This window comes from Ancylobacter sp. TW_SC_1 (genome assembly GCF_056836805.1).
On the sequence record NZ_CM166365.1, the window covers coordinates 1,589,612 to 1,609,151 of the forward strand.

The 19,540-nt window shown below is 61.9% G+C and carries 14 protein-coding genes and 6 pseudogenes; 10 read left to right on the plus strand and 10 right to left on the minus strand.

The annotated features are described in order from the left end of the window. Nucleotides 1-18 precede the first annotated feature (18 nt). On the plus strand, nt 19-1,254 hold the full coding sequence (locus AC1PZ7_RS07275) for a lytic murein transglycosylase (protein ID WP_482358821.1): 1,236 nt from the start codon (nt 19-21) through the stop codon (nt 1,252-1,254). Nucleotides 1,255-1,258: 4 nt separating this feature from the next. Here AC1PZ7_RS07275 and AC1PZ7_RS07280 read toward each other — a convergent pair whose 3' ends face one another. From AC1PZ7_RS07280 to AC1PZ7_RS07300, 5 genes are all read right to left on the minus strand, one after another. Beyond that, the gene (locus AC1PZ7_RS07280) at nt 1,259-2,146 is read right to left on the minus strand and encodes a cation diffusion facilitator family transporter (protein WP_482359591.1); all 888 of its coding nucleotides are present in this window, start codon (nt 2,144-2,146) and stop codon (nt 1,259-1,261) included. A gap of 135 nt (nt 2,147-2,281) precedes the next feature. Continuing rightward, entirely contained in the window at nt 2,282-3,190 is a 909-nt protein-coding gene (locus AC1PZ7_RS07285) for a sugar kinase (protein ID WP_482358822.1), read from the minus strand. A 111-nt stretch (nt 3,191-3,301) separates the two neighbouring features. Continuing rightward, entirely contained in the window at nt 3,302-4,063 is a 762-nt protein-coding gene (locus AC1PZ7_RS07290; RefSeq protein ID WP_482358823.1) for an SDR family NAD(P)-dependent oxidoreductase, read from the minus strand. Between the two features lie 118 nt (nt 4,064-4,181). After that, nucleotides 4,182-4,760, minus strand: coding sequence for a lysozyme inhibitor LprI family protein (locus AC1PZ7_RS07295; RefSeq protein ID WP_482358824.1), 579 nt, complete (start codon nt 4,758-4,760; stop codon nt 4,182-4,184). Between the two features lie 16 nt (nt 4,761-4,776). After that, a complete protein-coding gene (locus tag AC1PZ7_RS07300; protein WP_482358825.1) occupies nt 4,777-5,985 on the minus strand; it encodes a pyridoxal phosphate-dependent aminotransferase in 1,209 nt (402 codons plus the stop codon). Between the two features lie 140 nt (nt 5,986-6,125). On the opposite strand from AC1PZ7_RS07300, the gene AC1PZ7_RS07305 reads away from it, so the two are divergent. From AC1PZ7_RS07305 to AC1PZ7_RS07320, 4 genes are all read left to right on the plus strand, one after another. Beyond that, a complete protein-coding gene (locus AC1PZ7_RS07305; protein ID WP_482358826.1) occupies nt 6,126-7,304 on the plus strand; it encodes a GNAT family N-acetyltransferase in 1,179 nt (392 codons plus the stop codon). An 83-nt stretch (nt 7,305-7,387) separates the two neighbouring features. After that, nucleotides 7,388-8,215: a type I methionyl aminopeptidase gene (gene map, locus AC1PZ7_RS07310; protein WP_482358827.1), complete on the plus strand. Its 828-nt coding sequence runs from the start codon at nt 7,388-7,390 to the stop codon at nt 8,213-8,215. A gap of 17 nt (nt 8,216-8,232) precedes the next feature. Further along, nucleotides 8,233-8,904 carry a JAB domain-containing protein gene (locus AC1PZ7_RS07315; protein ID WP_482358828.1) on the plus strand — a complete coding sequence of 224 codons (672 nt, stop codon included), beginning with the start codon at nt 8,233-8,235 and terminating at the stop codon, nt 8,902-8,904. 157 nt (nt 8,905-9,061) lie between these two features. Further along, complete coding sequence (locus AC1PZ7_RS07320; RefSeq protein WP_482358829.1) at nt 9,062-10,303, plus strand: tyrosine-type recombinase/integrase; 1,242 nt, start codon at nt 9,062-9,064, stop codon at nt 10,301-10,303. A gap of 109 nt (nt 10,304-10,412) precedes the next feature. Here the strand turns inward: AC1PZ7_RS07320 and AC1PZ7_RS07325 are convergent. Continuing rightward, nucleotides 10,413-11,375, minus strand: a pseudogene (locus AC1PZ7_RS07325) (pyridoxal phosphate-dependent aminotransferase); the annotation flags it as partial. Between the two features lie 85 nt (nt 11,376-11,460). Between AC1PZ7_RS07325 and AC1PZ7_RS07330 the strand changes: the two are divergent. Further along, a protein-coding gene (locus AC1PZ7_RS07330) for an IS3 family transposase (protein WP_482359592.1) occupies nt 11,461-12,824 on the plus strand; the annotation gives its coding sequence in 2 pieces (ribosomal slippage) (nt 11,461-11,808 and nt 11,811-12,824; 1,362 coding nt in all). A 254-nt stretch (nt 12,825-13,078) separates the two neighbouring features. Continuing rightward, a pseudogene (locus AC1PZ7_RS07335) lies at nt 13,079-13,213 on the plus strand (IS66 family transposase); the annotation flags it as partial. Here the strand turns inward: AC1PZ7_RS07335 and AC1PZ7_RS07340 are convergent. Continuing rightward, a complete protein-coding gene (locus AC1PZ7_RS07340) occupies nt 13,180-15,738 on the minus strand; it encodes a glycosyltransferase (protein ID WP_482358830.1) in 2,559 nt (852 codons plus the stop codon). The pseudogene AC1PZ7_RS07335 and the gene AC1PZ7_RS07340 sit on opposite strands and share 34 nt — an antisense overlap. Before the next feature lie 92 nt (nt 15,739-15,830). Between AC1PZ7_RS07340 and AC1PZ7_RS07345 the strand changes: the two are divergent. Both AC1PZ7_RS07345 and AC1PZ7_RS07350 read left to right on the plus strand, forming a co-directional pair. After that, a pseudogene (locus AC1PZ7_RS07345) lies at nt 15,831-15,946 on the plus strand (transposase); the annotation flags it as partial. Beyond that, nucleotides 15,936-16,265: pseudogene (locus AC1PZ7_RS07350) on the plus strand (IS3 family transposase); the annotation flags it as partial. The pseudogenes AC1PZ7_RS07345 and AC1PZ7_RS07350, both read left to right, overlap by 11 nt. Nucleotides 16,266-16,704: 439 nt before the next feature. Here AC1PZ7_RS07350 and AC1PZ7_RS07355 read toward each other — a convergent pair. Next, nucleotides 16,705-17,007, minus strand: a pseudogene (locus AC1PZ7_RS07355) (integrase core domain-containing protein); the annotation flags it as partial. Nucleotides 17,008-17,024: 17 nt separating this feature from the next. Between AC1PZ7_RS07355 and AC1PZ7_RS07360 the strand changes: the two are divergent. Continuing rightward, on the plus strand, nt 17,025-17,765 hold the full coding sequence (locus tag AC1PZ7_RS07360; RefSeq protein ID WP_482358831.1) for a DNA topoisomerase: 741 nt from the start codon (nt 17,025-17,027) through the stop codon (nt 17,763-17,765). A gap of 305 nt (nt 17,766-18,070) precedes the next feature. Here the strand turns inward: AC1PZ7_RS07360 and AC1PZ7_RS07365 are convergent. Then, a pseudogene (locus tag AC1PZ7_RS07365) lies at nt 18,071-18,166 on the minus strand (IS481 family transposase); the annotation flags it as partial. Between the two features lie 102 nt (nt 18,167-18,268). Then, complete coding sequence (locus tag AC1PZ7_RS07370) at nt 18,269-19,387, minus strand: helix-turn-helix transcriptional regulator (protein WP_482358832.1); 1,119 nt, start codon at nt 19,385-19,387, stop codon at nt 18,269-18,271. Between the last annotated feature and the right edge of the window lie 153 nt (nt 19,388-19,540).

Below are 19,540 nucleotides of genomic sequence, written 5' to 3' on the forward strand. Positions count from 1 at the left end.
AGCCATCGGGGAGTGCCCATGCGCAGCTTGAAGACTTCGCTCCGGAAGGTTGCCATCGCGGCGGCGGTCATCGCGCCGTTCGCCTTTCCGGTAGCGGCATCCGCCCAGCAGAGCTGCGGCAATAACGGTGCCGGCTTCGACCAGTGGCTGGCCGGCTTCAAGCAGCAGGCGGTGGCGCAGGGCGTCTCGCCGCGCACCGTGGCCGCGGCGCTGAACGGCGTGACCTACGCGCCCGACATCGTCGGCACCGACCGCGGGCAGAAGGTGTTCGGGCAGAGCTTCTTCCAGTTTTCCGACCGCATGGTCGCCAATTACCGCATCCAGCAGGGCCGCCAGCAGATCCAGAAGAACCCGGCGCTGTTCAGCCGGATCGAGCAGACCTTCGGGGTACCGGGGGCGGTGCTGGTCGCCTTCTGGGGGCTGGAGACCGATTTCGGCGCCTTCATGGGCGACAAGCAGACGATTCGCTCGGTGGCCTCGCTCGCCTGGGACTGCCGGCGGGCGGAGATGTTCCGCACCCAGCTGATGGCGGCGCTGAAGATCATCGACCGCGGCGATCTGACCGCGCAGACCATGCGCGGCCCGTGGGCGGGTGAACTCGGCCAGTTCCAGTTCCTGCCCGACCACTATCTCAATTACGGCGTCGACTTCGACGGCGACGGCCGGGTCGACCTGATCCGCTCGGCGCCCGACGCGCTCGCCTCGGCCGCCAACTATATCCGCGCGCTCGGCTGGAAGGCCGGCCAGCCCTGGCTGGAGGAAGTGCGCGTGCCGCCCAACCTCCCCTGGGACCAGGCGGACCTCGCCGTCAAGCATCCGCGCGCCCAATGGGCGAAGGCGGGCGTGGTGCGGGCCGGCGGTGGTCAGCTTCCCGCCGACCAGCTTCCCGCCTCGCTGCTGCTGCCGATGGGGCGCAACGGCCCGGCCTTTCTCGTCTATCCGAATTTCGACGTCTTCACCGAGTGGAACAACTCGCTCGTCTACGCGACCTCGGCGGCCTATCTGGCCGCCCGCGTCGCCGGCGCCGGCCCGTTCAATCGCGGCCAGGGCGACAGGATTCCGGTGCTGTCCATGGCGCAGGTGAAGGAGCTGCAGACCCTGCTCAATGCGCGCGGCCACCATGTCGGGCGCATCGACGGCATCACCGGCGCGGCGACGCGGCAGGCGGTCAAAGTCGAGCAGATGCGCCTCGGCCTGCCGGCCGATTCCTACCCCACGCCGGACCTACTGGCGGCGCTGCGGACGGGGCGCTGAGGCGTCAGATCACCGGTATGCCGTGCTGCTTGGCCTTGGCCTCCGGCTCGACATGGATGTTGACCAGCACGCCGGCGACGGCGGCCTCCAGCGCGTCCTCGATCCGGTCGCAGATGGCGTGCGCCTCGCTCACCGGCATGTCGCCGGGCACCACGAGGTGGAAGTCGACGAAGATCATGCGCCCGGCCTGGCGCGTGCGCAGATCGTGTGCCTCGATGGCGCCGGTCGCCTCCGCCGCGATGAGATGGCGGATGCGGCCCAGCGTCTCGGCCGGCACCGCCTGGTCCATCAGTCCGCCGACGCTCTCCTTCAGCACCGACCAGCCCGACCACAGGATGTTGACGGCGACCAGGCCGGCAAGGACGAGGTCGAGCCGGTCCCAGCCGGACGCCGCGGCGATGGCGACGCCCGCGAGCACGCCGGCGGACGAGGCGACGTCGGTGATCAGATGGCGGCCATCGGCGACCAGCGCCGGCGAGCGGGCGCGCCGGCCCGCGCGCAGCAGCACCACGCACCAGACCGCGTTGACCACGGTCGCGCCGGCATTGACCAGCAGGCCGTGCAGCGGCGCGTCGAGTGGGCGCGGATCCTGCCAGCCGATATACACCTCGCGGAAGATCGAAATGGCGGCGACGACGATGAGCACGCCGACGATGACGGCGGAGAAATACTCGGCCTTGGCATAGCCATAGGGGTGGGCCGCGTCGGCCGGCTTGGCGCTCACCCGGAGCGCGATCACGGCGGCGACGGAGGTGGCGACGTTGACGATGCTCTCCAGGGCGTCGGAATAGAGCGCGACGCTGCCGGTGAGCAGGAAGGCGGCGTATTTCAGCCCGAGCACCAGCAGGCTGATGCCGACATTGATCATTGCAATCCGCGAGGACTGAGCCATCGGCGCCATACCCGTTCCGGCGCCGCGCGCCCGCTGTCGGACCGATTAGTGGGTCGTGCCAGGAAAATCAAGCAAGTCCAATGACTTGCAAGTCATTCGCAGAAGCGTTCGCAGCGCGCTTTCGCGTTGCCGCGCTCAGGCATTGGCATGGCGCGGCAGGATCGCGCCGCGATGGCGGATGACGCGGCCGGCGAGCTGGTGGCCGGCCTCTGCCGCCGCCGCCGGGGCCTCGCCGCCGAGGCGGGCGGCGAGGTAGGCCGCGTTGAAGCTGTCGCCCGCCGCCGTGGTGTCCACCGGCTCGACCGGCTGTGGGATCGGCACGAATTGCGAGGTGCCGCCGGCAACGACCAGCGCGCCCTCCGCGCCGTTCTTCACGACGATTTCCTGCACGCCGAAGGTGCCGAGGCGGTCGGCGGTGGCGGCCGGCGAGCCGTCGCCCCACAGCGTCACCTCGTCCTCGAAGGTCGGCAGCGCGATGGTGGTACGCTTGAGCGCCTGCGCATAGACGGCGCGGGCGCGGGCGATGTCGCCCTTCCAGTTCCGCGGGCGGAAATTGCCGTCGAAGACGATGCGTGCGCCCTGCTCGCGGGCGAATTCCAGCGTCGCGAACAGCCGGCCGAGGCCGGCATTGGAATAGAGCGAGAGGGTTATGCCGGAGAGGTAGACCAGATTCGCCTCGATCATCGCCTCGGCCACGGTCTCCCAGCCGGGCAGCTCGAACAATTCGCGCGCCGGGGCGCTGTCGCGCCAATAGGTGAAGGAGCGCTCGCCCTGGGCGTCGGTGTCGATGAGGTAGAGACCCGCCGTGCGGCCGGGCACGCGCAGCATCAGCTCCGTGCCGACGCCTTCGCCCTGCGCCGAGGCGCGGATCGCATCGGAATAGCGGTCGTCGCCGAGCGCGGTCGCGTAGGCGGTGTCGACGCCGGCGCGGGCGAGATAGACGGCGGTGTTGAAGGTGTCGCCGCCGAGCGACAGCCCGAAGCGACCATCGGCGCCACGGGAGAGCTCGACCATGACTTCGCCGATCGAGATTACCTTGGCCATGACGCTTCCTCCGTAGAACTTCGATTCGCGCCGGAGGGTCGCCCCATTCCCGGCCGGAGGCAAGCGTCGGCCGGTTCCGCGCCCCGCCCAGGCGGGACGCGGAAGGCGATGTCAGAACTGGACGCCGCGGGTCAGCGCGCCATCGACGACGAGGTTGGTGCCGTAGATGAAGCTTGCCGCCGGGCTCGCCAGGAAGACGGCGGCGTTGGCGATTTCCTGCGGCGTGGCCATGCGGCCGGTGGGGTTCAGCGCCAGCGCCTCGGCATACAGGGCCGGGTTGCCGTCCTTGATCTGGTTCCAGATGCCGCCGGCGAAATAGGTGTTGCCGGGCGACACCGTGTTGGCACGGATCTTCTTCGGCGCGAGCTGGAAGGCGAGCCCCTGCGTGTAGTGGATCAGCGCGGCCTTGAACACGCCGTAGGGACCGGCGGCGAAGTCGATCTCGCGGCCCGACACCGACGAGATGGCGACGATCGAGGCGGCGTCGCTCTTTTCCAGATAGGGCAGCGCGGCATTCACCAGCCGGACCGTGCCCATGAGGTCGGTGTCGAAGCCCTTCTTCCAGTGTTCCTCGTCATTGCCGACGGCAAGCGCGCTGACATTGGCGATGACGATGTCCAGCCCGCCGAACGCGCCGGCCGCCTTCTCTACGAACGCGGCGAGGGCGGGACCGTCGGCGACGTCGGCGCCGGCGCCGAGCGTGGTCACGCCCGTTTCGGCCAGCTTCGCGGCGGTGGCTTCGGCCTCGGCGGCATTGCGGCTGCAGATCGCGACATGGCAGCCTTCAGCGGCGAGCGTCTCGGCGATGGCGAGGCCGATGCCCTTGGTGCCGCCCGTCACGACGGCGCGCAGTCCTTTCAGTCCGAGGTCCATTTGCGGTTTTCCTTCAACGAGCGGGGGGAGTTCGAGGCCGCATGATCCCCCGCCCGGCCTCGACGGCACAAGACGGTCCTTTGGATTTTCCGGAGGGTATTGTCGCCAGCGCACCCGCTCAGGGCGTCATCTCGATGATGCGCGGGGCGCCCGTCGGCATGACCGGCGACATGCCGGCGCCGGCTGGCGGAGTGTCGACCGTCACGTCCTCCGGCCCGTCGGCATGTGCCGGTGCCGCCGGCCATCCTTCGGGCGGGGCGTAACGCGCTTCGAGGTCGCGTGCCCGGGTATGGTTGAGCCCGGTCAGGCAGATCAGGCGCTGCTCGATCACGCCGACGCCGCCGAGGCGGCCGCCGACCGTGCGCTCGGCTCCCTTGCCCTCGAAGGGGGCGATGCTCTGGCACTCGAAATTGCGCCATTGCAGGAAACGCCCCTGCGATTCCTCGAAAAGGGCCAGCCAGCGCTTGCGTTGCGCCGGCTGGAGCTCCTGATGCGCCTCGATGGCTTGCTGGACGCTCGCCACGCCATGGGTGAGGTTGCGCTCGCTCGCCTTCTGCTGCGCATTCAGGCAGTCGAGATAGGCGCGCGGACCGGCGTCGTCCTGGCGGCAGCCGACAGGCGTGTCGGCATGGACAGATGCGCCCAGGCCGTTCAGCAGGATGACGGCAATGACAACAATGCCGGCAAGGCGTGCCATTCGGGTTGTCGTCTCCTCATGCCGCTCGTGCGTCGCGGAGGAAATTGGCCATGCGCTCAAGCGCGCGCGTAATGTTCTCCGCCGAGTTCGCGTAGGAAAGCCGGATATAGCCTTCGCCGAAGACGCCGAAGTCGGGTCCACCTATCGTTGCAACTCCCGCCTCGTCGAGCAAGGCGGTCGCCAGCTTTTTCGCCGAGCTCCAGCCGGTCCCGCGGATGTTCGGGAAGGCGTAGAAGGCGCCTTTCGGTACCGCGCAGGAAACGCCCGGCAGGGCGTTCAGCCCGTTCACCACGAGATGGCGGCGCCGGTCGAACTCGGCGACCATGTCGGTCACACAGTCCTGCGGCCCGGTCAGGGCGGCCAGCGCCCCGTACTGCGCCGGCGCGTTGACGCAGGACCAGGCATTGACCGCCAGCTTGCGGGCGGCGTCGTAGAGGCCCTCCGGCCAGAGCGCCCAGCCGAGGCGCCAGCCGGTCATGGCATAGGTCTTCGACCAGCCATTGAGCAGGATCAGCCGGTCGCGGATCTGCGGGTAGGCCAGCAGCGTCGTGTGCTCCTCGCCGTCGAACAGGAACTGGTCGTAGATCTCGTCGGACAGGATGGCGACGTGCGGGTGCTTCTCGAGCCCGGCGACGAAGGCGTCGATCTCGGCCTTCGGCGTCACGCCTCCGGTCGGGTTGGCCGGCGAGTTGAGGATGACGAGCCGGGTGCGCGGGGTGATGAGGGAGAGCGCCTCCTCGGCCGAGAAGCCGAAGCTGTTCTCCTCGCGGACCGGCACCGGCACCGCGGTCGCGCCGGTGAACTCGATCATCGAGCGGTAGATCGGAAAGCCGGGGTCGGGATAGAGAATTTCCGCGCCCGGCTCGCCCAGCATGAGGATGGCGCTGAACATCGTCACCTTGCCGCCGGGCACGATGACCACCCGGCCAGGGTCGATCTCCAGCCGGAAGCGGCGGTGAATGTCGGCGGCGACCGCCACGCGCAGCGGCTCGATGCCGACCGAGGGGGTGTAGCCGTGATGGCCGTCGCGCAGCGCCTTGATCGCCGCTTCGACGATATGGCCGGGCGTGGCGAAATCGGGCTGCCCGATGCCGAGATTGATGATGTCGCGGCCCTGCGCCGCGAGGGCGGCGGCGCGCGCCAGAACGGCGAAGGCATTTTCCTCGCCGATGCGGCCGAAGGCGGCAACCGGGTGCAACTGGAAATTGTCGGCGGCTGACGTCATGTTGTTCCTCGCGGCGCTGCCCGGAGCAAAACGCATCAAAGCGCTTGCAGTCTTTTGCATTCCTGTCACACGAGACGGGGGCGAGGTTCAAGTGGCTCCGCCGGAGTGGCCGGCGTGAGCAGGGTCTGGGTGACATACTCATGGGTGTGCAGCAGGACATGAGCATGCAGCAGGACGTGCCGCCTCTCGGCCCTGTCGTCGACACGGCGCCGGCAAAGCGGCCCGAGCGGACCAGCCTCATCGGCCGGCATGTGGACATCGTGCCGTTCGACCCGGTCAGCCACGGGCGGGCGCTCTACGAGGCGACGCACGGGCCGGAACGGGAGGCGCTCTGGGCCTATCTCGGCGCCGGTCCCTTCGAGGACTTCGCGTCCTTCGACGCCAGTTACCGCGCCGCCGCCGAGCGCGAGGATCCGCTGCTCCTCGCCCTGCTCGACAAGGACGGTCAGGTGGTCGGGCACGCCACCTATATGCGTATCGATCCGGCCAACCGGGTGATCGAGGTCGGCAACATCCTCTACACGCCGGCGCTGATGCGTACGCCCGCCGGCACCGAGGCGATGTACCTGATGGCCAAGCACGCCTTCGAGACGCTGGGCTACCGGCGCTACGAATGGAAGTGCAACGCCCTGAACGCGCCTTCGCGTCGCGCCGCCGAGCGCTATGGTTTCCGCTTCGAGGGGCTTTTCCGCCACCACATGATCGTGAAGGGCCGCAACCGCGACACGGCATGGTTCTCCATCCTGTCCGAGGAATGGCCGCAGATCGCGGTGGCGATGGAAAGCTGGCTGGCACCGGAGAATTTCGACGCGCCGGGCCGGCAGCAGGCCGGGCTCTCCGTTTTCAATGCGCGCGAGCTTGAGGTCGAGGGCCGCACGCTGCGTCGCGCCGACGTCTCCGACGTGCCGCAGATCGAGACGCTGCAACGGGCCGCCTATGCGCAGAACCGCATCCTGCTCGGCGTCGAGCCGCTGCCGCTGCTGTGGGACTATGCCCACATCCTGCGCGAGCATGAGGTCTGGAAACTGGAGGGCACGGAGGACATAGCCGGCGTGCTGATTCTGCAGCCACGGGCCGATGACCTGCTGATCGACAGCATCGCCGCCAGCCCGAGGGCGCAGGGATTCGGCTATGGCAACATGCTGCTGGCGGCGGGAGAGGCACGTGCCCGCCAGCTCGGCCGTCGCACCGTGCGGCTCTATACCGGCGAACCACTTTCGGCCAATATCCACTGGTATCGGCGCAAGGGCTACGCCATAGAGAGGGTCGAGCAGCTGCCCGACCGGCGACTGGTGCACATGGCCAAGGCCGTGGGCTGAACGGGCATCCCCGCCGGGTTTCTTGCACCCGGGGGCGGAACGCTTACATTCGGGACAGGTTTTCTTCTACTGGACTTTGAACGATGAGCTATGTGGAGGCCGCCGGCGCGCCGCTGCGCAAGACCGGCCATATCAAGCTGCACGGCCCCGAGGGCTTTGCCGGCATGCGCAAGGCGGGGCGCATCACGGCGGAGGCGCTCGATCTCGTGCACGAGCTGGTGGCGCCCGGCGTCAGCACCGAGGCGATCGACCAGCTGGTGTTCGAGTTCGCCATGGACCATGGCGCGCTGCCGGCCACGCTGATGTATCGTGGCTACCGCAAGTCCACCTGTACCTCGATCAACCATGTCGTCTGCCACGGCATTCCGAACGACAAGCCGCTGCGCGAGGGCGACATCGTCAATGTCGACGTGACGCTGATCGTCGACGGCTGGTATGGCGATTCGAGCCGCATGTTCCCGGTGGGCGCGATTCCGCGCCGCGCCGAGCGGCTGCTCGACGTCACCTATGAATCGATGATGCGCGGCATCGCCGAGGTGAAGCCGGGCCATCATGTCGGCGACATCGGCGCGGCGATCCAGGAATTCGTCGAGCCGTTCCACATGAGTGTGGTGCGCGATTTCTGCGGTCACGGCGTCGGCCAGCTCTTCCACGACGAGCCGAACATCGTCCATGTCGGCCGGCGCGGCGACGGGCCGGAGCTGCTGCCCGGCATGATCTTCACCATCGAGCCGATGATCAATCTCGGCCGGCCGCATGTGAAGGTGCTGTCCGACGGCTGGACGGCGGTCACGCGCGACCGCTCGCTGTCGGCGCAGTTCGAGCACGCCGTGGGCGTCACCGAGACCGGCTGCGAGATCTTCACCCTCTCGCCCAAGGGCTATCACAAGCCGATCTTCAGCAACGACTGATCGACGCGGGAGCCCGCATGGCGCGCAACAGGGCAGGGCGGAACGGCGGCGACGATCCGGTGCCGGCCGCCCTCGCGCCGGATCGAGGCGCTGCGGTTCCGCCCGGTCTGGCCGAGGCGGGGCCGCATTTCCTCGGCCATCGCGACCGGTTGCGCGAACGCTTCCGCCAGGCCGGCGGCGACGCGCTGCCGGACTATGAGCTGCTCGAACTCGTGCTGTTTCGCGCCGTCTCCCGGGCGGATGTGAAGCCGCTCGCCAAAGGACTTATCGACCGTTTCGGCTCCTTCGCCGAGGTGATCGCCGCGCCGCCCGGCCGGCTGCGCGAGGTGAAGGGCGTGGGTGAGGCGATCGTCACCGAGCTCAAGCTCATCGGGGCCGCGGTGGAACGGGTGACGCGCGGCAAGATGCGCGAGCGGCCGGTGCTGTCCTCGTGGAGTGCGGTGATCGCCCATTGCCGCGCCGCCATGGCCTTCGCCGAGCAGGAGCAGTTCCGCATCCTGTTTCTCGACAAGCGCAACCAGCTGATCCTCGACGAGGTGCAGCAGCGCGGCACGGTGGACCACACGCCGGTCTATCCGCGCGAGGTGGTCAAGCGCGCGCTGGAGGTGGCGGCGAGCGCGATCATCCTCGTCCACAACCATCCCACTATCGCAATTTGGGTCACGTTATCTGACTGCAGCGTACCATAACGTAACCATTATATTTGCTGCGTTTCGGCGCTTTGCGTACGGTCGGCCATTATGGAATAGTGGGGGCGGTAAAAGGGACAGAGGGGCGCTTTCCGATCCCAGTCGGCGATCCCGCTTTCTCCTCGACCGATCCCAGTTCCTGGGCAGGAGATACGCCATGCCAAACCTGAGCGACACCGCTATCCGCCACGCCATGAAGCGAGTGGAGATGAGCCGGAAGCAGGAGAACCTGCCGGATGGGGAAGGGCGGGGGACGGGGCGGCTGGTGCTGATCCTGAAGCCCATGCCGAAGCGGGTGACCGCTGACTGGATGGCACAGCAATGGCGGGATGGAAAGCGGACGAAGAAAAAGCTCGGCGCCTACCCTTCCATGTCGCTGGCGCAGGCGAGGGAGGTGTTCAAGCGCGACTATGCTGATGTGATCCAGAAGGGTCGGAGCATCAAGATCACCACGGACACCCGACCGGGCACGGTCGCGGGTCTGTTTGAGGGCTATGTCGCCTCGCTGAAGGCGGCGAACAAGCCATCCTGGAAAGAAACGGAGAAGGGGCTCAACAAGATCGCCGGGACGTTGGGTTGGAACCGCCTAGCACGAGAGATCGAGCCGGAGGAGATCGTCGAACTGATCCGGCCGATCTACGAGCGTGGTTCCCGATCGATGGCCGACCATGTGCGGGGCTATATCCATGCCGCCTATGGCTGGGGCATGAAGTCGGACAATGACTACCGTCACGCCTCACCCCGTCGTTTCCGTATCCCGTTCAATCCGGCCTCCGGCATTCCGACCGAGTCGAAAGTGCAGGGAACCCGGTGGCTGAGCGAGGATGAGTTCGTCCAATTCTATCGCTGGCTGGAATGTCCCGACACGCCGGTCCATCCCCCCTATGCCCGAGCGGTGCAACTGATCATGCTGACCGGACAGCGGGTGGAGGAGATCGCCCGTCTTCATGTCGATCAGTGGGACGCCAGCGAGCGGATCATCGACTGGTCGACGACGAAGAACCTGCAGCCTCATGCCGTTCCGATGCCATCACTTGCGGCCGAACTCATCGAATCGATCACACCGAACGAGTTCGGCTGGTTTTTCCCGTCGGCCAAGGACCCGACGCGGCCTGTCAGCCACGCCACGCTTTACAGCTTCGTGTGGCGCCAGCGTGATCGTGGCGTCATCCCGCATGCCACGAACCGGGATCTGCGCCGGACCTTCAAGACGCTCGCCGGCAAGGCGGGCGTCAGCAAGGAAATTCGTGACCGGCTGCAGAACCATGCGCTGCAGGACGTCAGCTCACGCCACTACGACCGGTGGAACTACATGGCTGAGAAGCGCGCCGGCATGGCCAAGTGGGATAAGTTCGTCCGCATCATTCTCACGAAAAAGCGCGGTAAGAGCGCCGCTTGAGATAAGGTTGTTGATTTCCGTGGAGAACTGACCCTGGATTTCCACTGAGAAGTGATCCGGGCTGATGGTGATCTTTTGGTCGCCACGCCATGCTAACACTATAGTAATACTATAGTGTTAGCTCCTGTACCGCCTGGCTGATACGTTCAAGACCCGCCTCCAGTTCATCCATAGATGCCGCAAAGGAAAGTCGGAAGTAAGGGGACAACCCGAAGGCCGCGCCCGGAATCACGGCAACGCGCACCGTTTCCAAGAGATAGTGGCAGAACGCCCTATCGGTGGAGATCACCGTGCCATCGCGCGAGCGGCGACCAAGGACGCCGGAACAATCCACGAAGGCGTAGTAGGCCCCCTGCGGCGGCACGCAACTCAGCCCATCAATCCCGGCAAGCTTCGAAAGGACGACGTTGCGCCGCTCCTCGAAGGCACGCCTTTGGCACTCAACACTGTCCTGCGGGCCATCTAGGGCGGCAGCGGCCGCCGCTTGGCTGACGGACGAAGGGCAGGAGGTCGATTGGCTCTGAACCATGGCCATGGCCTTGATCAATTCTGCGGGGCCTCCGCCATAACCAATCCGCCAGCCGGTCATTGCGTAACATTTCGAAACGCCATTGACGGTGAGCGTCCGCGACCTGAGCTCCGGCTCTACGCTGGTGGGCGTCTCGAAGCGGGTCCCGTCGAAGACGATGTGCTCGTACATGTCGTCGCAGAGGACCCACACACGAGGATATCGGAGCAACACGGTGAGAATTTCCGTGTAGTCGCTTCTCATATAGACCGCCCCTGAAGGGTTGGAGGGCGAGTTCAGAATGATCCAACGCGTGCGTGAGGTGATCGCCCGTTCGAGATCGTCCGCCGCGAGGCGAAACCCCCTTTCGGGCTGACACGCCACAAAGACAGGGGTTCCGCCGACAATGCGGATGATATCGGCGTAGGATACCCAATAGGGTGTCGGAATGATTACTTCATCGCCGGGGTTCAGCGAAGCCATCATCGCGTTGTAAATGACCTGCTTGGCTCCGGAGCCGATCGTGATCTCGTCCGAAGTGTAGGACAGTCCGTTGTCGCGCTCTGTCCGCCGTCAGCACCAATGGCACAGATTTGAGGTTGTGATTTAAGGAGGGTTGGGGCTTCGTCGTAGTGACGAAGGAACGAAGATGAAGGCCCAACCCTCCTTGAAAAAATCGCCGACAAAGGCCCCTGCTGAGCGTGTTGTGAAGGATATTCGGCGGCAGACGCGTCGCCATTTCTCGGCCGAGGACAAAATCCGCATCGTGCTCGATGGGCTGCGCGGCGAGGACAGCATTGCGGAGCTGTGCCGCAAGGAAGGCATCGCCCAGAGCCTGTACTACACTTGGTCGAAGGAGTTCATGGAAGCGGGGAAGCGCCGCCTGGCCGGCGATACTGCCCGCGCGGCGACCACCGGTGAGGTCCAGGATCTGCGCCGCGAAACCCGTGCTTTGAAGGAATGCGTGGCGGACCTGACGCTGGAAAACCGGTTGCTCAAAAAAAGCATGATTGCGGATGGGGGCGACGACGAATGAGGTATCCCGCATCCGAAAAGCTCGAGATCATCCGGATCGTGGAACAGTCGCACCTGCCCGCCAAACGCACGCTCGACCAGTTGGGCGTCGCCCGTCGGACGTTCTACCGCTGGTATGACCGTTATCTTGAGGGCGGGCCGGAGGCGCTGGAGGATCGGCCATCGGCGCCGAGCCGGGTGTGGAACCGGATCGGCCGCGACATCCAGGATCAGATCGTGGAGATGGCGCTGGAGGCGACCGACCTCAGCCCCCGCGAACTGGCGGTGCGCTTCACCGACGAGAAACGCTACTTCGTGTCAGAATCCGCGGTTTACCGCCTGTTGAAGGCCCAGGATCTGATCACCAGCCCGGCCTATGTCGTGATCAAGGCCGCCGATCAGTTCCACACCAAGACCACCCGGCCGAACGAGATGTGGCAGACTGATTTTACCTACTTCAAGATCATTGGGTGGGGCTGGATGTACCTGTCGACCGTCCTCGATGACTTCTCGCGCTACATCATCGCCTGGAAGCTGTGCACCAACATGCGGGCCGAGGACGTGACCGACACGCTGGACCTGGCTCTGGCGGCTTCCGGCTGCGACAGCGCCACGGTGCTGCACAAGCCCAGGCTGCTCAGCGATAATGGTCCCAGCTACATCGCCGGCGAACTTGCGGAATACATTGAGGCCCGGAAAATGAGCCATGTGCGCGGCGCCCCGATGCATCCCCAGACCCAGGGCAAGATCGAACGCTGGCATCAGACCCTGAAGAACCGCATCCTATTGGAAAACTACTTCCTGCCCGGCGATCTCGAGGCCCAGATCGAGGCCTTCGTCGAACACTACAATCACCAGCGTTACCACGAGAGCCTGAACAATGTGACGCCCGCCGACACCTACTTCGGAAGGGCTCCGGCGGTCATCCAACAGCGTGAAAGGATCAAGCGACAGACCATCGAACATCGGCGCTTGCAGCACCGCAAGCTCGCCGCCTAACATCAACCCCCAGACGAGGCCCGCACTCCGCTAATTTACCCCGCGAGTTGCGCCAAATGTTCTGACGACGGACAGCCTTCATCGTCTTCCGCTCCTCCCAGCCCAGGGATTTTGACGCGGAAAACTCCAGTTTCAAACGGTCCAGTTCTCGGGGATCAGATCAGTGAACGTGATCCCGTCGCGCATGCGCCAGACAAGCACAGGCCGGCGCCAAACGGAATCCACCAACGGACTCTTCCGTATCGGTCAATCCACTAGCGTTCTGCTGGGCGCATGTTCGGCGGCGCCTCTACGAGTAGGCCCAGACCGGCCCCGCGCCGATCGCCAGTGAAGCCCCGCTGCGAATCGCCCACCTCTATCGCGTCAAGGATGATATGAGGCTCGAACCTAATATTCCTGATGTGCCATTCCACGTAAACAAACTTAACACCGACGCCAAAATATACGGTATGCTCTGAATTAACATTATTATACAGAACACATTTATCTCGACAACTTGATCGAAGTTTCCTTCATACATTGCTACGGACCCATATATAAGTCCAAATGCCATTGCAATATCGACCCACGGAACTGAGAAGCTGGATAATCCGACGCCCTTTGATGTTCGTTCGAAAACGCCTACCCGGTAGCAAAGTGCCATTATTGTCGCGTGCATGACGGTCGATTGAAGACTTGCAGCAAGTAATGATGCCCCAACTCTAAGTGACCAACCTGCATTCACACGACAATAATACGTAGTATGAAAATGTATTAATTGTATGATGAACACGATACCAAGAGGTACTGTTAACCAAAAATTCGGCGCCGCAATACCCCACCTACCAGACGCATACATAGACCACCCAATATTTGAAGCAGCCATAATTGCACCCGCCGTTTCACAACCCATCCACGAAATCCATCCGGATATAAACATATACCTTTGGCTAAATGACATTTTATTCGATGAAGAAAACAGCGACGATTTGTGTTTTATAGCAATTTGTACTCCACCAAATACCCATCGATATCGTTGTTTACGATAAGCCCTATAGTCCGACGGAAGCAACCCCCAACCTAGTCGTTCGCGTGTATATATAGCATTCCATCCGCGAGACATGAGCTCTATTCCGAGGTCAGTATCTTCGCAAATTGTGTCAGTTGGCCACCCTCCCACATCTTCAAGAGCGGATCGACGTATCTGGCACATGGTTCCATGTGTTACGATCGCGTTGATTTTGTCACGCTCGACCATTCCAACATCAAAGAAACCAGCGTACTCTGCATTCATCCACGAATTGATTCGAGACACATCACCGTCTCTGTGATCTTGGGGCACTTGAACAATAGCGACGTTGTCTTGCTCGAATCCACGGGTCGTGTTTTTTAGCCAATCTGGATGTACGATGTAATCGGCATCGACAATGGCAATAACATCGGCATCATTCGATGTCATACCTAATGCGATATTTAGCGCTCCGGCTTTGTAGCCGTTTATGTATCCAACATCTACAAAACGAAACCTATCATCTAGCTGCACAAAACGTTCCGACAATTCTGCTATTTGCGCCTGCGCGTTTGGAGTGTTGTTTATTATCAATATACACTCGAAATTTGAGTAGTTTAACATATAAATCGAACGAATGCAACGTTCAATTACGGAGATGTTCTCGCAACATGCAGGTACATGAATTGATATCTTGTACTCTGGACCGTTTTCACTTACCGATGTCCGCTTTGCGCCATTTTGTGAAATACACGACATTATTTCAATAATTCTCATCATACATGTTAGCATCATTATAAGTAATAATAGTATGGATATTGAATATATTGCTTTAATTGTTGCGCTGTATTGCCATGACGTCGCCACATCAACTACAGCTATCGCAATCCAAATGCCGAACGCGTTAGCTGTCAAAGATCCAACTATCAAGCGAAAATGAGACGTTGGAATGTAATGATATACTATTAGTGAAATAATAAATGTCGCAATGATTGATATTGTTGCTCTTTCTATCCATAGATAATCAGTTATATTCCCTTCTAACGAAAATTTGGGTCTTCTTTCTGCATCCAAATAACCCCAATGTGGCCCAACGGAGCCCTCCTCAATTTTCCACGGCTGATCTATCCCTTCGATAATATTGTAGGAAATGCCATTATTGCTCGCCCGGTGAGCGAAGTCTCGCAGTATTACCGCTTGCGAAATTCGACTTGGAAATGAGCCAAATCTATTTAAGCCGCTGGATGGCCAGCCAAATTCGCCGATGACGATGTGCTTTCCGGGGTACGCATTTCTGAGCATTTCATACTCTGACATCGCGAAATCGACCGCTTCTGCGGCTTCGATATTGTTCCAGTATGGTAGGATATGCACCGATATGTAATCGACCTCGCTGACTAAAAGGGGATTCTCGATCCATATCCTAGCCACGTCGCCCGTCGTTACCATTCTACCTGTTCGACGTTTTACTTCACGAATATACCCTATTAATTCGTCTTTCGTCATGTCTTGGCGCAGTAGAACTTCATTTCCCACGTATATGCTTTTGACTACGTTTGACGTAGACATTGTTACTATCGATTCGATCTCGCGCCTATTTCGGTCTTTGTCTTTGCTTAGCCACGCACCTACATGTACGTTGACCCCTTGATCGGCTGCGATTCTAGGTACGTTTTCCATACCCTGTGTCGCCGAGTAGGTGCGAATTTCACGGGCGTATGGGAGCAGCGCCTGAATGTCTGCTTTTATCCGTTGTGGGCTTGTCGTGCCGCCTTCTGCAATCGTCGTATCTGGCTCATAAGGAGTCAATGAAACGCTCTGAAATTTTACTATCGGTGGTGCATATACGCATGGAGCAAATACGTACCATGCCACTGACTGAAATGTGACTGCTAAGAACGCGAGTAAAAATACTTGCCGTTTCATTATTCATTTCCAATCTATATCGATGAAATTCCTAGCTCTTCATCCATTCGTTCCTGCCGACGGACCCGAAGCGTTGACGCGAGCCGGCGACCGAGCTTCGTGAGGTGCTCGACGCACTGCGCTATTTCGCCCGGACCGGCGGATGCTGCCGAACGAGTTTCCACCATGGCAGACGGTTTATTGGTGGTTCGGGCGGTTCGTTCGCCGAGCTGTGCCGCAAGGACGGTATTGGCCAGCACCCTTATTTACACATGGTCGAAGGAGTTCATGGAAGCCGGCAAGCGCCGCCTGCCCGATGACACAGTCCGTGCCGCGACCAGCGGCGAGGTCCAGGATCTGCACCGCGAAGCGCGTGCACTGAAGGAATGCATGGACGACCTGACGCTGGAAAGCCGTCTGCTTAAACAAGCATGATTGCGGATGGGCGACGAAGCACAAGGTATCCCGCATACTAGAAGCTGGAACTCATTCGTATCGTCTGCCAGTCACACCTGACTGCCAAGCCGATGCTGGACACACGCGGTGTGTTTATCTACAAAAAAGACGGTTCGAGCCGCACTCAGTTACTATTGGTATATCTGCTTGTTGTCGCGATATATTGGAGTCGCAGTCCTCGGTTTTCTTCATTGCTGATTTCGCCCCTGTAGTCGGAATCATACATGAACTTGACACTGGTGGTACAAATGTGGTTGCGTCTGAATACGTCTTAGGAATTGTTCCGCTCGATGCGCTGCCTGCTATTGTCAATGTCAAAATGGCTAAAATCGGTAGCATACGCCTGGCGGTCAAGGATGGCATGGTAATCATGATCAAATGTCTCTACCAGAGTCTGTTCGTTAACTTTAAGATGTACTGGAGCCACATCTGAGCAAGTGCGAACTTTTTCACATCCCCTAAATGGAGTAGACAATAAGGGCAGGACCCAATTGACCCGCCCCGCGTTTCGCGGAGGCCATTTGGTTTAAGTCACGCTGCTATTTGCTCCTCGTCGAGCCGCGCGTAGTAGCGTTCCTCGGCTTCGGCCGGTGGGATGTTGCCGATAGGCTCCAGCAGCCGGAGATGGTTGAACCAGTCGAGCCAGGTCAGCGTGGCGAACTTGACGGCCTCGAAGGATCGCCAAGAACCCCGACGATGGATGACCTCGGCCTTGTAGAGGCCGTTGACCGTCTCGGCGAGTGCGTTGTCATAGCTGTCACCGACGCTGCCGACGGACGGCTCGATGCCGGCTTCAGCCAGCCGTTCAGTGTAGCGAATGCTCGCATATTGAGCGGATTCAATCGGTAGTCGTGACATTGCCCCTTATCCCTAATCCAGCTTTAAGTTCGTTCTGGCCATTGAGAGCACCGGAACATGAGGCGCACCCGCGTCAGACGACCGCCCCCAAGCGCTATACCGAGGGCGACCTGATCGACGCGATGCACAATGCCTGGCGCTTTATGAAAGACGAGGCCGAGCGCGGGTGCCTGAAGGAGGCGAAGGGCATCGGCACGCCGGCGACGCGGGATTCGATCCTGGAAGGGCTGAAGCGTCAGGGCATGCTCGTCCTGGACAAGCAGAAACTGGTTCCGACCGATCTGGCGCTCTGGCTCTACAAGCTGCTCTGTGAAAGCGCTCCGGAACTCGTCGACCCGGGCGCGACCGCACGAATGGAGGCCCGCCTCGATGACGTTCTCGCCGGCTCGGCCGATGCGGATACGGTGATCGGAGAGATAGCCGATCGCGCCGGCGGCCTGGTGGCCCGGCTCTCGGAGGTGACGCCGGCGACATCTCCGACCTTCAAGCGGCCGCCCTCGGGCGCGATGCTCGCGGCCGCCAGGGACAAGGCCAAGCGTGAAGGCACGCGCCTGCCGCGTGGCGCCACTGACGACGCCGAGATCTGCCGCGCCTTTCTCGGCCCGCGCCGGCTGGCGAGCGCGGGACCGTCGGAAAAGCAGCTCGCCTATGCTCAAAAGCTGTCGCAGGAGACCAGGATGGACCGTAAGCCTCCGGCGAGGGCCGCGGGACTTGATTTTTCGGTCGTGTGTTGATCGGCGATCAGATCCCTGATGGTTTCGATGCCGAAGCACGTAAAGGCCATGGTCTGGCGTTCGTCGGTGTCGTGGATCCGGACGAGGCCGTCCTCCGGGTCCATCTGCTCGGCGAGCGCCCAGAGCCGATCTTCGGTTTCGCCCAGCATCTGGGCTGCGAGCGCGATGGTGAAGACGCTGGCGTCGGCGGCCATGCCGTCAGGTGGCTTCGCGCTTGCCGGTGCTACCCGCTCGCCAGTTCCATGGCAGCAGTTCGGCGAGTCGCCTTTGCGGCATCCCCGCGATGCGGGCGAGCACATCGGCAAGCGTCGCGCGAGTTCCGCGGATGAAGCTTTCGATCGCTGTAGCTCCGCTCGAACGGCGTGCTTGGTCTTGGCGCTCCCGTGAAGAACCTGGCCCATAGCGTGTCCCTCTCCAACGGAGTTAATGATACGCCATCACACTGCGGTACTAAACACCTAGGATCAAACTGGGCCACTCAATCGGGGCAGGCCATATCCACCTTAAGACGATGCGCTTGAAATGAGGCGAGTAACAAGAGCAACTAGTTCCGACTGTCGGCCTATGCCGAGTTTGGTGAAGACTGCGCGAAGGTGGGTTCGAGCAGTCTCATAAGTAATTCCGTTGGCATCGGCGGCAGAGCGAAGGGTGCCGCCGATGCCAATAAATTCAGCAATGCGGGTTTCCGCTGGCGTGAGGCCCATGCTTATAAGATGGTGGGACACGCTCTTCGGATCCGTCGCGAGGCTTCGTATGAGGAGCATGGCCCCCCCGGCGCCGAAGGCCAGGGCTTCAAGCGTATCAGGGCGCGAGCGAACCGGGATCACTTCGGCGTAAAGTGGCCCTTTACCGCTGGGGCGTCGAATTAGCACCCCCCCTGGCGGCGCCCCACCTCCGGGCAGTGCAGATCCAATCGCGGCCTGCAGACGCGCATCATCGCTACGCAACGCCGCGCGGGGGCGCTGATGCAAGATAGTGAAACCGTCCCCCAGCAGCGCCAAAGCGGTCGGATTGACGTGCCGCGCCAGCCCTTCGGCATCCAACAGCACCACGCCCCAAGCCAAACGTTCGACCGCGCTGGCGAGATCGGCGGCCATGCGGCGCGCCTCCGCCAATTCAAGGCCCACTGAGACCGCCCTGCCAATATGGGGTGACAGGAGCACCATGGTTTCCAAGTCACGTCGCTCAAACAGCTCCTTTCTGAGGCTGCGCTGGGCCGCGATGCAATGAAGGCGCCCCGATCCGAGTGGCGTGACTGCGGCAAGGCACTGCCCGATGTCGTAGTTGCGCAGAAACTCCTGATAGAAGGGGTCACTGCGGATCTCGTCTTCGTCCATTACCAGACGGTCGGTCGCAACTGTTCCCGGCTTCACGCCGCGCGTAACAATGCGACGACTTGGGGTGTCATGCCGCCACCATGTCTCTTGGTAGGATTTGTTTGCATCCGAGAGGTTTGCCGAGGCGATGGATCGCATGACCCCGCTGGTCCCGAGCGGAATGATGGTGGTCCCGATGGCACCAACCGCCTGCGAAACGGCAGCCAGCGCCTCCTCCCAGCGTCCCGGCTCCAGCGCCGCGGCGTAAAGCGTGTCGATGACCGATAGAATGTCGACGTCTGCCATCACATTCATCCTTCCCCAAGGGGGTACAGCTTAAAGCATGCTTTGGTTTAGGCGAGTGCAGATTGCTGACGACATGCGCGCCCGATACATTCTTCCACTATTCCAACTGGATTATGACGCGGACACTTTGAGCGAGCAGCTATTATGAATCGA

Excerpts from the sequence above, each read along its gene's own strand:
- AC1PZ7_RS07275 (WP_482358821.1), top strand. The coding sequence starts at position 19 with ATGCGCAGCTTGAAGACTTCGCTCCGGAAGGTTGCCATCGCGGCGGCG.
- AC1PZ7_RS07280 (WP_482359591.1), bottom strand. The coding sequence starts at position 2,146 with ATGGCTCAGTCCTCGCGGATTGCAATGATCAATGTCGGCATCAGCCTG.
- AC1PZ7_RS07285 (WP_482358822.1), bottom strand. The coding sequence starts at position 3,190 with ATGGCCAAGGTAATCTCGATCGGCGAAGTCATGGTCGAGCTCTCCCGT.
- AC1PZ7_RS07290 (WP_482358823.1), bottom strand. The coding sequence starts at position 4,063 with ATGGACCTCGGACTGAAAGGACTGCGCGCCGTCGTGACGGGCGGCACC.
- AC1PZ7_RS07295 (WP_482358824.1), bottom strand. The coding sequence starts at position 4,760 with ATGGCACGCCTTGCCGGCATTGTTGTCATTGCCGTCATCCTGCTGAAC.
- AC1PZ7_RS07300 (WP_482358825.1), bottom strand. The coding sequence starts at position 5,985 with ATGACGTCAGCCGCCGACAATTTCCAGTTGCACCCGGTTGCCGCCTTC.
- AC1PZ7_RS07305 (WP_482358826.1), top strand. The coding sequence starts at position 6,126 with ATGGGTGTGCAGCAGGACATGAGCATGCAGCAGGACGTGCCGCCTCTC.
- map (WP_482358827.1), top strand. The coding sequence starts at position 7,388 with ATGAGCTATGTGGAGGCCGCCGGCGCGCCGCTGCGCAAGACCGGCCAT.
- AC1PZ7_RS07315 (WP_482358828.1), top strand. The coding sequence starts at position 8,233 with ATGGCGCGCAACAGGGCAGGGCGGAACGGCGGCGACGATCCGGTGCCG.
- AC1PZ7_RS07320 (WP_482358829.1), top strand. The coding sequence starts at position 9,062 with ATGCCAAACCTGAGCGACACCGCTATCCGCCACGCCATGAAGCGAGTG.
- AC1PZ7_RS07340 (WP_482358830.1), bottom strand. The coding sequence starts at position 15,738 with ATGAAACGGCAAGTATTTTTACTCGCGTTCTTAGCAGTCACATTTCAG.
- AC1PZ7_RS07370 (WP_482358832.1), bottom strand. The coding sequence starts at position 19,387 with ATGGCAGACGTCGACATTCTATCGGTCATCGACACGCTTTACGCCGCG.